The 16,080-nt window shown below is 31.8% G+C and carries 15 protein-coding genes; all 15 read right to left on the bottom strand.

What is annotated here, in order from left to right; genetic code table 11:
• Position 1: 1 nt before the first annotated feature.
• A complete protein-coding gene (rplW, locus tag ACTT9C_RS03980; protein WP_440923213.1) occupies positions 2-295 on the bottom strand; it encodes a 50S ribosomal protein L23 in 294 nt (97 codons plus the stop codon).
• 1 nt (position 296) lies between these two features.
• A complete protein-coding gene (rplD, locus tag ACTT9C_RS03975; protein ID WP_440923212.1) occupies positions 297-920 on the bottom strand; it encodes a 50S ribosomal protein L4 in 624 nt (207 codons plus the stop codon).
• Positions 920-1,630 carry a 50S ribosomal protein L3 gene (gene rplC / locus ACTT9C_RS03970; protein ID WP_440923211.1) on the bottom strand — a complete coding sequence of 237 codons (711 nt, stop codon included), beginning with the start codon at positions 1,628-1,630 and terminating at the stop codon, positions 920-922. The genes rplD and rplC overlap by 1 nt, the downstream gene beginning before the upstream one ends.
• A gap of 2 nt (positions 1,631-1,632) precedes the next feature.
• Positions 1,633-1,941, bottom strand: a complete 309-nt coding sequence (rpsJ, locus tag ACTT9C_RS03965; protein ID WP_085148191.1) for a 30S ribosomal protein S10 — start codon at positions 1,939-1,941, stop codon at positions 1,633-1,635.
• A 1-nt stretch (position 1,942) separates the two neighbouring features.
• On the bottom strand, positions 1,943-4,021 hold the full coding sequence (fusA, locus tag ACTT9C_RS03960) for an elongation factor G (protein ID WP_440923210.1): 2,079 nt from the start codon (positions 4,019-4,021) through the stop codon (positions 1,943-1,945).
• Positions 4,022-4,027: 6 nt separating this feature from the next.
• Entirely contained in the window at positions 4,028-4,498 is a 471-nt protein-coding gene (rpsG, locus tag ACTT9C_RS03955) for a 30S ribosomal protein S7 (protein ID WP_440923209.1), read from the bottom strand.
• A 2-nt stretch (positions 4,499-4,500) separates the two neighbouring features.
• Positions 4,501-4,872 (bottom strand): 30S ribosomal protein S12, encoded by a 372-nt coding sequence (rpsL, locus tag ACTT9C_RS03950; RefSeq protein WP_440923208.1) that lies wholly within the window; start codon positions 4,870-4,872, stop codon positions 4,501-4,503.
• Between the two features lie 159 nt (positions 4,873-5,031).
• Entirely contained in the window at positions 5,032-9,195 is a 4,164-nt protein-coding gene (rpoC, locus tag ACTT9C_RS03945) for a DNA-directed RNA polymerase subunit beta' (RefSeq protein WP_440923207.1), read from the bottom strand.
• Positions 9,196-9,197: 2 nt separating this feature from the next.
• Positions 9,198-13,286 carry a DNA-directed RNA polymerase subunit beta gene (gene rpoB / locus ACTT9C_RS03940; protein ID WP_440923206.1) on the bottom strand — a complete coding sequence of 1,363 codons (4,089 nt, stop codon included), beginning with the start codon at positions 13,284-13,286 and terminating at the stop codon, positions 9,198-9,200.
• Between the two features lie 54 nt (positions 13,287-13,340).
• Entirely contained in the window at positions 13,341-13,706 is a 366-nt protein-coding gene (gene rplL / locus ACTT9C_RS03935) for a 50S ribosomal protein L7/L12 (RefSeq protein WP_440923205.1), read from the bottom strand.
• 3 nt (positions 13,707-13,709) lie between these two features.
• Positions 13,710-14,228 (bottom strand): 50S ribosomal protein L10, encoded by a 519-nt coding sequence (gene rplJ / locus ACTT9C_RS03930; RefSeq protein ID WP_440923204.1) that lies wholly within the window; start codon positions 14,226-14,228, stop codon positions 13,710-13,712.
• Between the two features lie 8 nt (positions 14,229-14,236).
• Positions 14,237-14,926: a 50S ribosomal protein L1 gene (gene rplA, locus ACTT9C_RS03925; RefSeq protein ID WP_440923203.1), complete on the bottom strand. Its 690-nt coding sequence runs from the start codon at positions 14,924-14,926 to the stop codon at positions 14,237-14,239.
• Positions 14,926-15,357, bottom strand: coding sequence for a 50S ribosomal protein L11 (rplK, locus tag ACTT9C_RS03920; RefSeq protein ID WP_440923202.1), 432 nt, complete (start codon positions 15,355-15,357; stop codon positions 14,926-14,928). Before rplK ends, rplA begins: the two co-directional genes overlap by 1 nt.
• Complete coding sequence (gene nusG / locus ACTT9C_RS03915; protein ID WP_440923201.1) at positions 15,357-15,887, bottom strand: transcription termination/antitermination protein NusG; 531 nt, start codon at positions 15,885-15,887, stop codon at positions 15,357-15,359. Before nusG ends, rplK begins: the two co-directional genes overlap by 1 nt.
• On the bottom strand, positions 15,887-16,078 hold the full coding sequence (secE, locus tag ACTT9C_RS03910; RefSeq protein ID WP_440923200.1) for a preprotein translocase subunit SecE: 192 nt from the start codon (positions 16,076-16,078) through the stop codon (positions 15,887-15,889). Before secE ends, nusG begins: the two co-directional genes overlap by 1 nt.
• Positions 16,079-16,080: the final 2 nt, after the last annotated feature.

The raw sequence follows: 16,080 nt of genomic DNA, 5'->3' as shown, positions 1-16,080 counted from the left end.
ATTAAATTCCTGTAGTTAGATCAATACTTTGACCTTTCTTTAATGTTATAATTGCTTTTTTAAAACCTGAAATTTTTACTTTTCTTCCTCTTGTTAGTTTAGTTCGATTTTGTTTATTGATAATATTCACTTTTGTTACATTCACTTTGAAAATTTTTTCTATATTAGATTTGATATTCTTTTTATTCGCATTCTTGTGAACCTTAAAAACTATTTTATTTAATCCTGATAAATTTGTGGACTTTTCAGTCAATAGTGGTGAAATTATTTTATCGTATAAATGTATCTTTTCCATATTAAGCAAATCTCTTTTCTAATTCTTTTATAGAAGTTTCTGTAAAAACAATTTTTTTATATTTAATTATGTCAAACGCACTAAAGTGATTAATATCTGTTACTTTAACATTTGGAATATTTCTTAATGATTTTTCAACCTTTTCCTTAGAGGATTTATCTAGAATAATTAAACAATTTAAAATTTCAAATTTTTTTAAAATTAAGTTCATTTCTTTAGTTTTTTTGATTTCATTAGAAAAGTCACTGAAAATTAGTAATCTCTTGTTTTTAATTTTTTCACTTATTAGCGATGCGATACTCTGTTTTTTCTCACTTTTATTTAATTTTCTTTTTTTGTATGATGATTGACCTTTTGGTCCATGAGCTACTCCACCACCAACAAATATAGGTGCTTTTTTACTAGCATGCCTTGCATTACCAGTTCCTTTTTGAGCGTAAATTTTAGATGTTGGTCCAGAAACCTCATTTTGCTGTTTAGTCTTAGCATGTCTGCCTTTGTAATTTGCATTTGTTTTATATAAAACACTGCTAATTAGTTTATGGTTTATTTTTGCTGAAAAGATCTTATCAAGAACTTCTATTGAGCTTTTCTTTCCATCTAAATTTAATTTATCAATTTTCATTATTTTTTCTTTTTATCTGGAGTTTTTTTAGCTTGTTCTGCAGCTTTAATTTTTTCATCCATTGTTAATTTTCTTATATTCTTAACTGAACCTTTGACTAGTACTTCTGAGTTTTTTGAGCCTGGTATTGATCCTTTAAGGTAAAGTAACTCATTATCTAAATCTGTTTTGATAATCTCAATATTTTGCATAGTTCGTAATTTACCACCCATATGACCTGCCATTTTTTTTCCTTTAAATACTTTTCCCGGATCTTGTCTTTGACCTGTTGAACCATGTGATCTGTGGGATATTGATACACCATGTGTTGCTCTTAAACCTCCAAAATTATGTCTTTTCATTGCACCTGCAAAACCTTTTCCAATAGTCTTTGATTTTGTGTCTACAAATTTAATATCTTTAAAAATTTCTAAACCAAATTCATTACCCTCTTTAAAGTTTTCTAGACTCTCAACTCTAAATTCTTTTAGTTTCTTCTTTGCTTCAGTATTTTTTTTTGAAAAGTACCCTTTCATAGCCTTCGATAATTTAGAGCTTTTTATTTTGCCATATCCTAATTGGACAGCCTTATATCCTCTTTTATCTGTATCAATTACCTGAATTACCCTTGCTTTTTCCATCCTTAAGACAGTCACAGGAACCAATTGACCCGTTTTATAAAACTCTCGAGTCATACCTATTTTTTTTCCAATTAAAGCAATCTTATTCATATCTAAATTTTTATCTCCACATCAACACCTGAAGCTAAATCTAATTTCATCAAAGCTTCAACAGTTTGAGGTGTTGGTTCTACAATGTCGATTAATCTTTTATGAGTTCGCGATTCAAATTGTTCTCTACTTTTTTTATCAATGTGAGGTGATCTCAAAACTGTATATCTTTCTATTTTTGTTGGTAAAGGTATTGGTCCTTTTATAGTTGCACCAGTTCTTTTGACTGTATTTACTATTTCCTCTGTAGATGCATCTAAAACTTTATTATCGTAGGCTCTTAATTTAATTCTGATATTTTGTTTTTCCATATTATCCTGCAATCTTTTTAGTTACCTCATCTTGAACATTCTGAGGAACTTTTGAGTAATGGTCAAAGAACATTGAATATTGAGCTCTACCTTGAGACATTGATCTCAAACTATTTATATATCCAAACATATTTGCTAACGGAACCATCGCAGTTATAACTGTAGCGTTACCTCTTTGTTCTTGGGTGCTTATTTGACCTCTTCTACTATTTAAGTCACCAATAACATCGCCCATATAATCCTCTGGAGTTACTACCTCTACTCTCATAACGGGCTCTAACAGTTTTAAACCACCTTTTGTGCACGCTTCTTTAAAGCAAGCTCTACTTGCTAATTCAAAAGCCAACACACTTGAGTCAACATCATGATGTAATCCATCAATAATTGTAACTTTATAATCAATCATTGGAAATCCCGCTAAAATTCCACCGTCAGACACAGTTTCTATTCCTTTTTCTACACCTGGAATAAATTCTTTTGGAATTGCTCCACCTTTAATCTTACTTTCAACTTCTCTTCCTTTTCCAGGTTCTTGTGGCTCTACTAACAATTTAACCTTTGCAAATTGTCCAGCACCACCACTTTGTTTTTTATGAGTATATTCAACTTCTGATGAATTTTCTATTGTTTCTCGGTAAGCAACCTGTGGAGCTCCAACATTAGCTTCAACTTTAAATTCTCTTTTCATTCTATCAACGATAATATCTAAATGCAATTCACCCATTCCCTTTATAATTGTTTGACCAGACTCTTCATCTGAAGTCACTCTAAATGATGGGTCTTCTTTTGCTAATCTACCCAACGCTTCTCCCATTTTTTCTTGGTCTGCTTTTGTTTTTGGTTCTACTGCAATTTCAATTACAGGGTCCGGGAACTCCATTGGTTCTAACAAAACCGCATTTTCTTTGTCACATAATGTGTGCCCAGTAATTGTATTTTTTAAACCTGCCAATGCAACAATATCCCCAGCGTTTGCCTCTTTAATATCCTCTCTTGAGTTTGCATGCATTAATAACATTCTTCCAACTCTTTCTTCTTTTTCTTTAGATGAGTTATAAACAGCCGTACCAGTTTTAATTGTGCCTGAATAAATTCTTATAAAAGTTAGAGATCCTACAAATGGGTCATTAGCAACTTTAAATGCAAGTGCTGAAAATGGAGCATTATCCTCAAATTTCATTTCCATTTCATCATCACTACCTAATTTAGTTCCTTTTATTGATCCAATATCGACTGGACTTGGTAAATAGTTAACAACAGCATCTAATAAAGGTTGAACTCCTTTATTTTTAAAGGCTGAACCAGTCATAACTGGTACAAAGCTAAAATCTAAAGTTCCTTTTCTGATACATTTGACTAAATCCTGTTCCTTGATCTCATCACCATTTAAATACGACTCCATTAGTTTCTCATCTTGTTCAACAGCTGCCTCTACTAACTCAGTTCTATATTTTTGTGATATTTCCTTTAAATCATCAGGGATATCTTTGTACTCCCATTCTGCACCTAAAGCCTCATTTTTCCAAACTTGAGCTTTCATTTTAACTAGATCAACAACACCTGTTAAGGAAGCTTCTATACCAATTGGAACTTGAATTACTAATGGTTTAGCGCCCAATCTATCTTTAATCATATCAACACATCTAAAAAAATCAGCACCTGTTCTATCAAGTTTATTGACAAAACAAATTCTTGGAACTTTATATTTATCTGCTTGTCGCCATACTGTTTCAGATTGAGGCTCCACTCCTGCAACACCATCAAATACAGCCACAGCACCATCAAGAACTTTTAAGGATCTTTCTACTTCAATTGTAAAATCAACATGACCAGGGGTATCAATAATATTTATTCTATGATCCTGCCAGAAACATGTAGTTGCTGCAGATGTAATTGTAATTCCTCTTTCTTGCTCTTGTTCCATCCAGTCCATAGTTGCAGCACCATCATGAACTTCACCAATTTTATGGCTTTTGCCTGTATAATATAAAATTCTTTCTGTTGTTGTTGTTTTACCCGCATCGATGTGAGCCATAATACCAATATTTCTATATTTATCTAATTTATGAGTCCTAGGCATAATTTTTTACCATCTAAAATGTGCGAAGGCTTTATTTGACTCTGCCATTTTATGCACATCTTCTTTTTTTTTAACAGCTGCTCCTTTTTTTTCATAAGCATCATAAAGTTCATTGAAAATTTTATCTGACATATGTTTATCTTTTCTTTTTCTAGCAGAGTCTATCAACCATCTAATAGCCAATGCTTGTGCTCTTTTATTTTTTACTTCTACAGGAACTTGATATGTTGCTCCACCAACACGTCTAGATCTAACTTCAACAGTTGGTTTAATATTATTAATTGCTTCGTTAAATACGTTTATTGGCTCATCTTTTGATTTAGTTTTAATTTTTTCTATTGCATCGTAAACAATTTTAGCAGCTATGCCTCTTTTTCCATCATACATAATGTTATTTATGAGTTTTGGAATTATCGTTGAGTTAAACTTTGGATCAGGAACGATTTCTTTTTTTGGTTGTGATTTTTTACGAGACATTATTATTTACCTTTTTTTGTTCCATATAAAGATCTTCTTTTTTTTCTATTTGCAACACCTTGGGTATCAAGGTTTCCTCTTAGAATATGATATCTTACACCCGGCAAATCTTTTACTCTTCCTCCTCTAATTAAAACTACAGAGTGTTCTTGTAAATTATGTCCCTCGCCTGGAATATATGCCGTCACCTCAAAACCATTAGATAAACGGACACGTGCAACTTTTCTTAGAGCAGAATTTGGTTTTTTTGGAGTAGTGGTGTAAACTTTTACACAAACTCCCCTTTTTAAAGGTTGTTTCTGTAAAGCAGGAACTTTGTTACGCTTTATCTGCTTAACTCTCTTTTTTTTTAACAATTGGTTTATCGTTGGCATAAAATTTTAATTAAAATATTTTTGATGAAATAACTGACAGGTTATTCATGGCAGCGTTTAGTACATTCAGTTAGTACTACATTCCAACCAAAAATATCGACAAAATACTTAATAATCTAACTTTGTCAAACTAAAACCAATGATCTAAAGTGGTAATTTTTATTGATTTGCCTGGTTTTCTGAGCCTTCGATTTGCTCTTGCTCAGATAAAAATTTATTATCGTCTTCGAGCGCTTTTTTGTTCCATCTGTTTTTAATATTACCTGTACCAGCTGGTACTAATCTTCCAACAATCACATTTTCTTTTAGTCCATTTAAAGGATCAATTTTACCTTTAATAGCTGCATCAGTTAATACTCTTGTTGTTTCTTGGAATGATGCTGCAGAAATAAACGACTCTGTCTGTAATGATGCTTTTGTAATTCCCATGAGAACTCTTTCGCCCGTCGCTGGTGTCTTGTTCTCTTTTTTTAGTTTATCGTTCATATTTTCAAATTTAATTCGATCCACAATTTCACCAGGTAAGTATGAAGAGTCTCCTGATGATTTAACCTCAACTTTTTTAAGCATCTGTCTTAAAATAGTTTCAATATGCTTATCATTGATTATAACTCCTTGAAGTCTATAAACTTCCTGGACCTGGTTTACAAAATATTCAGTCAATTCTTTTATTCCCAATATTCTTAAAATATCATGTGGTAATGGTTGACCATCAAGCAGATATTCTCCTTTTTTAATTTTTTCACCTTGATTAAAATTAATATGTTTCCCCTTTGGAATTAAATAATTTGAAGGTTCGTTACCATCCTCTGGAACTATAGAGACCCTTTGCTTACCCCTCACTTCTTTTCCAAATATAACTTGACCATCATTTTCAGCAATTATAGCGCTGTCTTTTGCTTTTCTAGCTTCAAATAACTCAGCTACTCTTGGAAGACCTCCTGTAATATCTTTTGTTTTAGTTGTTTCTTTAGGAAGTCTCGCTACAACATCACCAGCAGAAACTTTTTGCCCATCTTTTACAGATAAAATTGAATCTGGAACCAAATAATACCTAGCTTCATTATCGTCAGCTTTTTTAATAACATTTCCTTTTTCATCTCTTAGTGTAATTCTTGGTTTAAGATCAGTGCTCTTTGATTGAGACCTCCAATCAACAACTGATTTAGATGATATGCCTGTAGCATCGTCGATTGTTTCTTGAATAGAAACGCCATCAATTAAGTCTACATAACTGGCAATACCACTTTTTTCCGCTATTACAGGTGTGGTATAAGGATCCCATTCGCAAATTTTTGTATTAGCCTTAATTTTATCACCATTTTTAAAAAATAATTTTGATCCATAAGCTACTTTGTAAACTGCCACTTGAACTCCATTATCATCTTCAATAGATAACTGAGTGTTTCTTCCCATGACTATTAAATTCTTTTTTGAGTCCTCTAAAATATTAGAATTAATTATTTTTAAAGTTCCCTCATTTTTTGTAATTATTTGTGAGTCCTGTTTTACTGATGCAGTTCCTCCAACGTGAAAAGTCCTCATAGTTAATTGAGTTCCTGGTTCTCCAATTGATTGAGCTGAAATCATTCCAATTGCCTCACCTACATGGACCATCTTTCCTCTTGATAAATCCCTTCCATAACATGTGGCACAGACACCTTCTTTTGAACTACAAGTCATTACTGAATAAACGTTTAAAGATTTTATTCCTGCTGCATCTATCTTATCGCAACCAAACTCATCGATCATTGTTGATTTTTTAATAATCACTTCACCTGTCAAAGGATGTTTTATATCCGATGCAGTAACTCTACCTAAAGCTCTCTCAGATAAACTAACAACAACATTTCCTCCCTCTAATATTTCAGATAGTTCTATAAATCCTGGATTATCACAATTTAATTTTGTAATAGTTAAATCTTGAGCTACGTCACAAAGTCTTCTAGTTAAATATCCAGAGCTAGCAGTTTTTAAAGCTGTATCAGCTAATCCTTTTCTTGCTCCATGGGTGGAGTTGAAATATTCAAGCGCTGTTAAACCCTCTTTAAAATTAGATGTAATTGGACTTTCAATAATTTCTCCAGATGGTTTTGCAATTAAACCTCTCATTCCTGCTAATTGTTTCATTTGCGCTGCCGAACCTCTTGCACCACTATCTGCCATCATGAATACAGAGTTAATCTTTAAACCTTCGGATGTTTTTTCCGTAGCAGAAATACCTTTCATCATTTCACCAGCTACTCTATCTGTACATTTTGACCAAGCATCTACAACTTTATTATACTTTTCACCTCTAGTGATTAAACCTTCGGCATACTGAGTCTCATAATCCGAAATAAGTTTTTTAGTATCCTCTATTAATTGAGTTTTATTTTCTGGAATTACTAGATCATCCTTTCCGAAAGAAATTCCGGCTTTAAATGCATGTTTGAAACCCAAGTCTTTAAGTTTATCACAGAATATTACAGTTGATTTTTGCCCACAAAATCTGAATACAATGTCAATAATTTCTGAGACAACTTTTTTTGGTAATAATCTATCTACTAAAGAAAATTTTACATCTTTATTTTTTGGCAATAAGTTTGCTAATAAGAAACGCCCAGCTGTAGATGTATATTTTTCGTATTTTTTATTACCTTTTTCGTCAACAGTTTCAAATCTTGAAATAATTGTGCTATGAACCTTCAATTGACCTAAGGATAAAGCATACTCTATCTGATCTGCATTTAAAAAATATCCCATCGGTTTATCGGTCAAAGGCTCTTGTGATAAATAATAAATTCCTAATATCATATCCTGACTTGGAACAATTATGGGTTTTCCATTTGACGGTGATAATATATTGTTAGTTGATAGCATTAATATTCTTGCTTCTAATTGAGCCTCTAAACTCAACGGGACGTGTACAGCCATTTGATCTCCATCAAAATCAGCGTTGAAAGCTGCACAAGTTAACGGATGAAGTTCAATCGCATCCCCCTCTATTAATTTCGGTTCAAAAGCTTGTACACCTAATCTATGTAAAGTTGGTGCTCTGTTTAATAAGACAGGATGCTCTCTTACTATAAGTTCTAAAGCGTCCCATACTGCATTTGTTTCTTTTTCGACTAGTTTTTTTGCTTGCTTAATTGTTGATGCTAAGCCAAGTTTATTTAATCGTGCATATAAAAATGGTTTAAATAACTCTAAAGCCATCTTTTTTGGTAATCCGCATTCATGTAACTTAAGATCTGGTCCGACCACAATTACAGATCTTCCTGAATAATCCACACGTTTTCCAAGTAGATTTTGTCTAAATCTTCCTTGTTTTCCTTTCAACATTTCTGCTAAAGATTTTAATGGTCTCTTACCAGTTCCTGTAATTACTCGACCTCGTCTTCCATTATCAAATAAAGCATCAACTGACTCTTGAAGCATTCTTTTTTCATTTCTAACAATAATATCTGGAGCTTTTAGATCCATTAATCTTTTTAGACGGTTATTTCGATTAATAACTCTTCTATATAAATCATTTAAATCTGAGGTCGCAAATCTTCCTCCATCAAGTGGAACTAGAGGTCTAAGTTCAGGTGGAATTACAGGAACAACTGTCATTATCATCCATTCAGGTTTTTGTCCTGTTTCTATGAATGACTCAATTAGTTTCAGTCTTTTGATGGCTCTTTCTTCATTTACTTTCGATTTAGTCTCTTTAATATAACTTATTAAATTTTTCCTCTCTAACTCAAGGTCTAGATTTTTTAACATTTCAAGAACAGCTTCAGCTCCTATCCCTGCAGAAAATGCCTCTTCCCCAAATTCATCTTGATATTTTGCCAATTCTTCCTCATTTAAAATCTGGTTTTTTTGAAGACCTGTCAGACCAGGCTCGATTACAATGAAATTTTCAAAATATAAAACTCTTTCTATTTCTTTTAATTTCATATCAACTGCTAAAGCAATTCTACTTGGTAAGGATTTTAAGAACCATATATGTGCCACTGGTGTTGCTAAATTAATATGACCCATTCTTTCTCTACGAACATTTGATTTTGTCACCTCAACGCCACATTTCTCACAAATTATTCCTCTAAATTTCATTCTTTTATATTTTCCACACAAACATTCATAATCTTTTATAGGGCCAAATATTCTTGCACAAAACAAACCGTCTTTTTCTGGTCTGAATGTTCTATAATTTATTGTTTCTGGTTTTTTAATTTCACCATAAGTCCATGATTTTATTTTTTCTGGACTTGCTAACGAAATCTTTATGCTATTAAAATTTTGAGCTTCTGAAATTTCTGAGTTTTTGAATAAATCTGTTAGTTCTTTTTTCATAATTAATTAAGCTCTACATTTAATGCTAAAGATTTGATTTCTTTTACTAATACATTGAAAGACTCTGGTATACCTGATTCGAAGTTTTCTTCACCTTTAACTATTGTTTCATAGACTTTAACCCGTCCGGCAACATCATCAGATTTTACCGTTAAAATTTCCTGAAGCGTGTAGGATGCACCATAAGCTTCTAATGCCCAAACTTCCATTTCTCCAAATCTTTGTCCACCTAGTTGAGCTTTTCCGCCTAAAGGTTGTTGGGTTACTAGAGAATAAGGACCAGTAGATCTTGCATGAATTTTATCTTCAACTAAGTGATGTAGTTTTAACATATAAATGATACCAACTGTCACTGGTCTATCAAATTTTTCTCCTGTTCTACCATCCCATAAAAAGGTTTGCCCAGACCCTGGTAATTTTGCTAACTCCAGCATTTCAGTTACATCTTTTTCTTTTGCACCGTCAAATACTGGTGTTGAAATAGCTATTCCATTTTGAAGATTTTCACATAAATCTTCGAATTCAGTCTTATTTAATTTTTCAACTTTTTGATTAAAAATATCCTCACCATAAACTGACCTTAAAAACTTAGAAATTTTTTCTGTTTTCTCAATTTTCTTATTATTTTCGTTAATTAAATTTTTAACTTGTTCTCCAAATTCTTTGCAAGCCCAGCCTAAATGGGTCTCCAAAATTTGACCAACGTTCATACGACTCGGAACTCCAAGTGGATTCAATACTATATCAACCGGTCTTCCATCTTCTCGATAAGGCATATCCTCAACAGGTACAATCTTACTCACAACGCCTTTGTTTCCATGTCTCCCAGACATTTTATCACCTGGTCTTAGTCTTCTTTTAATTGCAACAAAAACTTTGACCATTTTCATCACGCTCGGTAAAAGATCATCTCCACTTCTAATTTTTAAAACTTTATCCTCAAATCTTTCAGTTATATCTTGTTTTGCTTTATTATATTGGTCTTTAAGTTGATCAATTAATAAATCGTTTTTTGAGTTCCCATCTGTAATTTTAAAAACTTCATTAATTGATAAATTATTAATTATTTGAAAATCAAGTTTTGTTCCAACATCTAAATTTTTAATTTTTTTAGTCAAAGAAGAACCAGTTAATATTTGTGATGCTCTTTGTTTTATACTTCTCTCTAAAATTTCTTCTTCAACTATCTTGTCTTGTTGAACTTGATCAATTTCAGCACGCTCAATTGTGATTGATCTTTCATCTTTTTCTATACCATGTCTATTGAACACTTTAACATCTACAACAGTACCACTGCTACCCCTGGACATTCTTAATGATGTATCTGTAACATCGATAGCTTTTTCACCAAATATAGATCGTAATAATTTTTCCTCAGGTCCAGATGCTGAGTCACCTTTAGGTGTAACTTTTCCGACTAAAATATCACCAGCATTCACCTCTGCACCGATATAAACAATTCCAGACTCATCTAAATTTTTTAAAGCCTCTTCATTTACATTAGGTATATCTCTGGTTATCTCTTCCTCTCCTAATTTTGTGTCTCTTGCCATTATTTCATACTCAACTATATGAACAGAGGTAAAAACATCATCGGTAACACATCTTTCTGAGATTAAAATTGAGTCTTCAAAATTGTATCCTTGCCAAGGCATAAAAGCGACAGTAACATTTTTACCTAACGCAAGCTCACCTAATCTTGTAGATGGGCCATCTGCAATAATATCTCCAATTTTAACTTTATCACCTACTCGAACTAATGGTCTTTGATTTATACAAGTATTTTGGTTTGATCTTTTAAATTTTTGTAGATTATAAATATCTACACTTGATTTTGTAAAATCAGTTTCCTCCGTGACTTTAACAACAATCCTTTTACCATCAATCTTATCAACAATACCATCTCTCTTTGCTACAATAGTTACGCCTGAGTCTAATGCTACATCGCTCTCAATTCCTGTTCCAACTAAAGGTGCTTCAGGCTTCAATAACGGAACTGCTTGTCTCATCATGTTTGAACCCATTAAAGCTCTGTTAGCGTCATCATTTTCTAAAAAAGGTATTAACGATGCTGCTACAGAAACTAATTGTTTAGGTGAAACATCAATAAAATCTATCGTTTCAGGTTTTGACAATAAAAAGTTTAAATTTTGTCGACATGAAACCAACTCTTCAACAATCTTATTATTTTTATCTAACTTAGTATTTGCTTGTGCTATAGTGTACTTTGTTTCTTCCATTGCAGATAAATATTCTACTTTTTCTTGGACAACTCCGTCTTTAACTCTTTTGTAAGGGCTTTCTATAAATCCATACTTATTAATTTTTGCATAAGTTGATAGACTATTTATTAGACCTATGTTCGGACCTTCGGGTGTTTCAATTGGACAGATCCTACCATAATGCGTTGGGTGGACGTCTCTAACTTCAAATCCAGCTCTTTCTCTAGTCAAGCCACCTGGTCCAAGAGCTGAAACTCTTCTCTTGTGAGTAATTTCTGATAGTGGATTTGTCTGATCCATAAATTGAGATAATTGAGAGCTTGCAAAAAAATCTTTTAAAGAAACTGTTAATGGTTTTGCATTAATTAAATCTTGAGGCATTGCAGACTCTATATCTAGAGTTGTCATTTTTTCTTTGATAGCTCTTTCCATTCTATACACACCAATTCGTGCTTGATTTTCAACCAATTCTCCAACAGATCGGACTCTTCTATTTCCTAAATGATCAATATCGTCAACATCATCTTTACCATCTCTGAGATCTAACATTTTATGGATTATGGACAAAATATCGTCATTTCTTAAAATTGTGATCTTATCAGAACACTCAAGATTTAATCTTGAGTTCATTTTAACTCTTCCTACATCAGATAGGTCATATCTATCTGAACTAAAAAACAAATTATTAAAAATTTGTGTAGCAATTTCAATCGTTGGTGGTTCTCCTGGCCGCAACATTTTATAAATTTCAGTAATTGCTTCATCTTTTGTATTATTTTTATCATTAAAAATTGTAGTTAAGAGATATCCACCTTTATTGATAGAATTTGTAACTGAAATTTCTAAAGAATAAATCTTGGCTTCTAAAATTTGATTAATAATTGTATTATTTAACTCTGTACCTATTTTAAAAGTTCCATTTTCCTCATCGCTAATTTTTACATCACTATGTAAAAATTTACCAAATAAAGACTCTTTAGAAACTAAAATATTTTTTAATCCGTCGTTTGCTAATTTTTTAGCATTAAGATAATTTATTTTATCACCCAATTTAATTACAACTTTTCCAGTATTTGCATCTACAACTTCCTCAGAAAAATTTTTTGCTTTATAATTTTCAGGATTAAATCTAGTCTTCCATTTTTGCTTTTCATTATCAAAGGTGAATTTTTCTTTCTCATAAAACTCATTTACTATGTCAGATTTTGAATAACCCAATGCAAGCAATAGAGTTGATGCCAAGATTTTCTTTTTTCTATCTATTTTAAAGTATAAAAAATCTTTTACATCATATTCAAAATCTAACCATGACCCCCTGTTAGGTATCACCCTGCAATTAAATAATAGCTTACCACTTGCATGAGTCTTACCTTTATCATGATCAAAAAATACCCCTGGACTCCGATGCATTTGATTAACTACAACTCTCTGAACTCCATTAGTTATAAATGTTCCACTATTAGTCATCATTGGAACTTCTCCCATGTAAACTTCTTGCTCTTTTGCTGAAAGAATATCTTTGGTGTTGTTTTCCTGATCAATTTCGTAAACAACTAATCTCAATGTGCATTTTAATGCAGAAGAATAAGTTAATCCTCTAGCAATACATTCTTCAACATCAAATTTTGGTTTTTCTAATCTATAAGAAACATATTCTAATGTTGCTTTATCATTCAAATCCTCAATTGGGAAAATACTTTTGAAAACTCTATCAAATCCTTTAGTTAACTCTTTTTCAACAGTTTCAAAATCAGTTAATTCTTTATATGAATTTTTTTGAACTTCAATTAGATTAGGTATAGATAAACTCTCTTTGAGCTTACCGAAACTTTTTCTAATATTTTTCTTTTCAGTAAAAGATATTTGCATTTATAAATAATGCTGATTAATAAAATCAACCAGCATCTAAAAATCCTTATTAATTTATTTAAGTTCTACTTTAGCGCCTGCAGCTTCTAACTTAGTTTTAATTTCCTCAGCCTCTTTTTTGGGAACACCTGCTTTAACTTCTTTTGGTGCACCCTCTACTAAGTCTTTAGCTTCTTTAAGACCTAGAGATGTTGCGGCTCTTACTTCTTTGATAACATTAATTTTTTTATCGCCTGCAGAAACAAGCATGATTGTAAAATCATCTTTGTCCTCAGCTGCTGCTGCTGCACCTGCTGCTGCTGGAGCTGCTGCTGCCATAGGGGTTACTCCCCATTTTTCCTCCAATTGTTTAGAGAGGTCTGCTGCTTCCGCAACAGTTAAACTTGATAAATCTTCAATAATTTTATTTAGGTCGGGCATAATCTACTCTTTAGGTTGTGTTTCAGAATTTTCTGGGGGTAAACTACTCATTTTTTCTGATCGTGCAAGCAAAATACTTACTAATTTTGAGGCAGAAGCATTCAAAATACCAACAATATTTGCTCTTGCCTCGTCTAATGTTGGTAAATTTGCTACATTTAACACACCTGCTTGGTCTAGAATCTCATTATCCATCAATCCACCAATTAATTTTAGATTCTCGTTATCTTTAGCAAATTTAGATAATATTCTTGCTGACATAATAGCATCTTCACTAAATGCTACTGCTGTAGGACCAGTAAATAAATTTGATAAATCTTTACATTTAGTTTTTTCTAAAGCTAATTTTGTAATTCTATTTTTCGTAATTTTAAAGATAATTCCATGTTCTCTCATTTTTGATCTTAACTCATCTAATTGAGTCATAGTAAGACCCTGATAATGAGTTACCATAACAGCTTTACTATTTTCAAATTTATTCGCCATTTCAGAAATATAATTCTTTTTTTGTTCTTTATTCATCATAACAATTATATATTTTTTCCTAGTTTCAATTTGTATGAAACACCCATTGTTGAAGTTATAAAAGCAGATTTTATTAAGTCTCCTTTCACTGTATTGTTATTTTTCTCTTTTTCTAAAGTATCTATTATTGCATTATAATTTTTAATCAATTGATCATCGTTAAATGATTTTTTTCCTATACTTACACCAATGTTTCCATCTTTGTCATTTCTAATTTCTGCTTGACCAGATTTTGCATCTGAAATTGCTGATTTTAAATTTTCAGTTACAGATCCTAATTTTGGATTTGGCATCAATCCTTTAGGACCCAATACTTTACCTAATTTCGAGAGTTTAATCATCATTGAAGGTGTACAAATTAATTTTTCAAAATTAAGTTCACCACCTTTTATTTTTTCAATAAAATCATCACCACCAACTATATCTGCACCAGCATTTTTTGCTTCTGCGACTTTCGAATCTTCACATACTACCGCGACTTTAACTTTTTTACCTGTGCCGCCTGGTAAATTGACAACTGTCCTAATATTGATCTCATTTTTTTTTTGTTTGTTGTTTATTTGAAAACTTAAATCAACTGACTCATCAAATTTTGTAGTGCAGTTTTTTTTAATTTCTGAGATTAATTTTTCAATCACATTAGCTTGTAATTCAGATGTTTTTTCAGGTAATTTTTTAAATCTTTTTGAAGACATTATTCTTTTACCTCTATTCCCATAGATCTAGCTGAACCTGCAATTATTTTTGTAGCTTGTTCCAGATCAATAGCATTTAAGTCATTCATTTTTTGTTTTGCAATTTCCTCTGCTTGTTTTTTTGTTATAGATGCAACAATATTTCTGCCAGGTTCGCTTGAACCACTTTTTAATTTTGCTGCCTCTCTAATAAAAAAAGAAGCTGGTGGTGATTTTATTTTAAAGTCAAATTTTTTATCCTTATAAACTGTAATTTCAACTGGAACAGGTTTGCCAGCAAGTGATTTAGTTTTATCATTAAAAGCTTTACAAAATTCCATTATATTTACACCACGTTGACCTAATGCAGGTCCAACTGGTGGAGCTGGATTTGCTTGACCACCTTTGATTTGTAATTTTATAAACCCACTAATTTCTTTTTTTGCAGCCATTAACTAATTTTCTCCACTTGATTATATTCTAATTCAACTGGTGTTGGACGTCCAAAAATAGATACGGAAACTTTAAGTCTAGATTTTTCTTCATCTATATCCTCAACCATTCCATTGAATGATGCAAATGGTCCGTCTACTACTTGAACTTTTTCTCCAACGCTGTACTCTATACCAGATTTTGGCTGAGCCACACCATCTTTTATTTGTCCTAAAATCTTCTCTATTTCCTTATCTGAAACAGGAACAGGAATTCCTTTAGTGCCTAAAAAACCACTAACTCTCTTTATATTTTTAATCATATGATAAATACTATTATCCATTTCACTTTTAATTAACACATATCCTGGAAAATATTTCTTTTTTCTTTGTACTCTTTTGCCTCTTTTAACTTCAGTTACATCATGAGTTGGAACAATTATTTCATCAAATTTATCTGAAATTTTGGCTTTTTCTGCTTCTTCCTTAATTAAACCAGCCACTTTATTTTCAAAGCTTGAATGTGATTGAACTATGTACCAATTTTTCATTATAAACTCACTTTAAGTAGAAGCTCTAAGAAAAACTTTAAAACTTGATCTAATAAAAGAAAAAATAATGACATTACTACTGCCATAGCAAATACCATTAAGGCACCTTGAATTGTTTCCTTACCAGTCGGCCAAGTAACTTTGAAAGCTTCTTGTTTTACCTCTTGAATAAATTTAATTGGGTTTTTCATAA

The organism is Candidatus Pelagibacter sp. (genome assembly GCF_052049575.1).
In the GTDB taxonomy this organism is placed as follows: Bacteria; Pseudomonadota; Alphaproteobacteria; order Pelagibacterales; family Pelagibacteraceae; genus Pelagibacter.
This window is presented reverse-complemented; position numbering and strand designations above follow the sequence as displayed.

Excerpts from the sequence above, each read along its gene's own strand:
- rplW (WP_440923213.1), bottom strand. The coding sequence starts at position 295 with ATGGAAAAGATACATTTATACGATAAAATAATTTCACCACTATTGACT.
- rplD (WP_440923212.1), bottom strand. The coding sequence starts at position 920 with ATGAAAATTGATAAATTAAATTTAGATGGAAAGAAAAGCTCAATAGAA.
- rplC (WP_440923211.1), bottom strand. The coding sequence starts at position 1,630 with ATGAATAAGATTGCTTTAATTGGAAAAAAAATAGGTATGACTCGAGAG.
- rpsJ (WP_085148191.1), bottom strand. The coding sequence starts at position 1,941 with ATGGAAAAACAAAATATCAGAATTAAATTAAGAGCCTACGATAATAAA.
- fusA (WP_440923210.1), bottom strand. The coding sequence starts at position 4,021 with ATGCCTAGGACTCATAAATTAGATAAATATAGAAATATTGGTATTATG.
- rpsG (WP_440923209.1), bottom strand. The coding sequence starts at position 4,498 with ATGTCTCGTAAAAAATCACAACCAAAAAAAGAAATCGTTCCTGATCCA.
- rpsL (WP_440923208.1), bottom strand. The coding sequence starts at position 4,872 with ATGCCAACGATAAACCAATTGTTAAAAAAAAAGAGAGTTAAGCAGATA.
- rpoC (WP_440923207.1), bottom strand. The coding sequence starts at position 9,195 with ATGAAAAAAGAACTAACAGATTTATTCAAAAACTCAGAAATTTCAGAA.
- rpoB (WP_440923206.1), bottom strand. The coding sequence starts at position 13,286 with ATGCAAATATCTTTTACTGAAAAGAAAAATATTAGAAAAAGTTTCGGT.
- rplL (WP_440923205.1), bottom strand. The coding sequence starts at position 13,706 with ATGCCCGACCTAAATAAAATTATTGAAGATTTATCAAGTTTAACTGTT.
- rplJ (WP_440923204.1), bottom strand. The coding sequence starts at position 14,228 with ATGAATAAAGAACAAAAAAAGAATTATATTTCTGAAATGGCGAATAAA.
- rplA (WP_440923203.1), bottom strand. The coding sequence starts at position 14,926 with ATGTCTTCAAAAAGATTTAAAAAATTACCTGAAAAAACATCTGAATTA.
- rplK (WP_440923202.1), bottom strand. The coding sequence starts at position 15,357 with ATGGCTGCAAAAAAAGAAATTAGTGGGTTTATAAAATTACAAATCAAA.
- nusG (WP_440923201.1), bottom strand. The coding sequence starts at position 15,887 with ATGAAAAATTGGTACATAGTTCAATCACATTCAAGCTTTGAAAATAAA.
- secE (WP_440923200.1), bottom strand. The coding sequence starts at position 16,078 with ATGAAAAACCCAATTAAATTTATTCAAGAGGTAAAACAAGAAGCTTTC.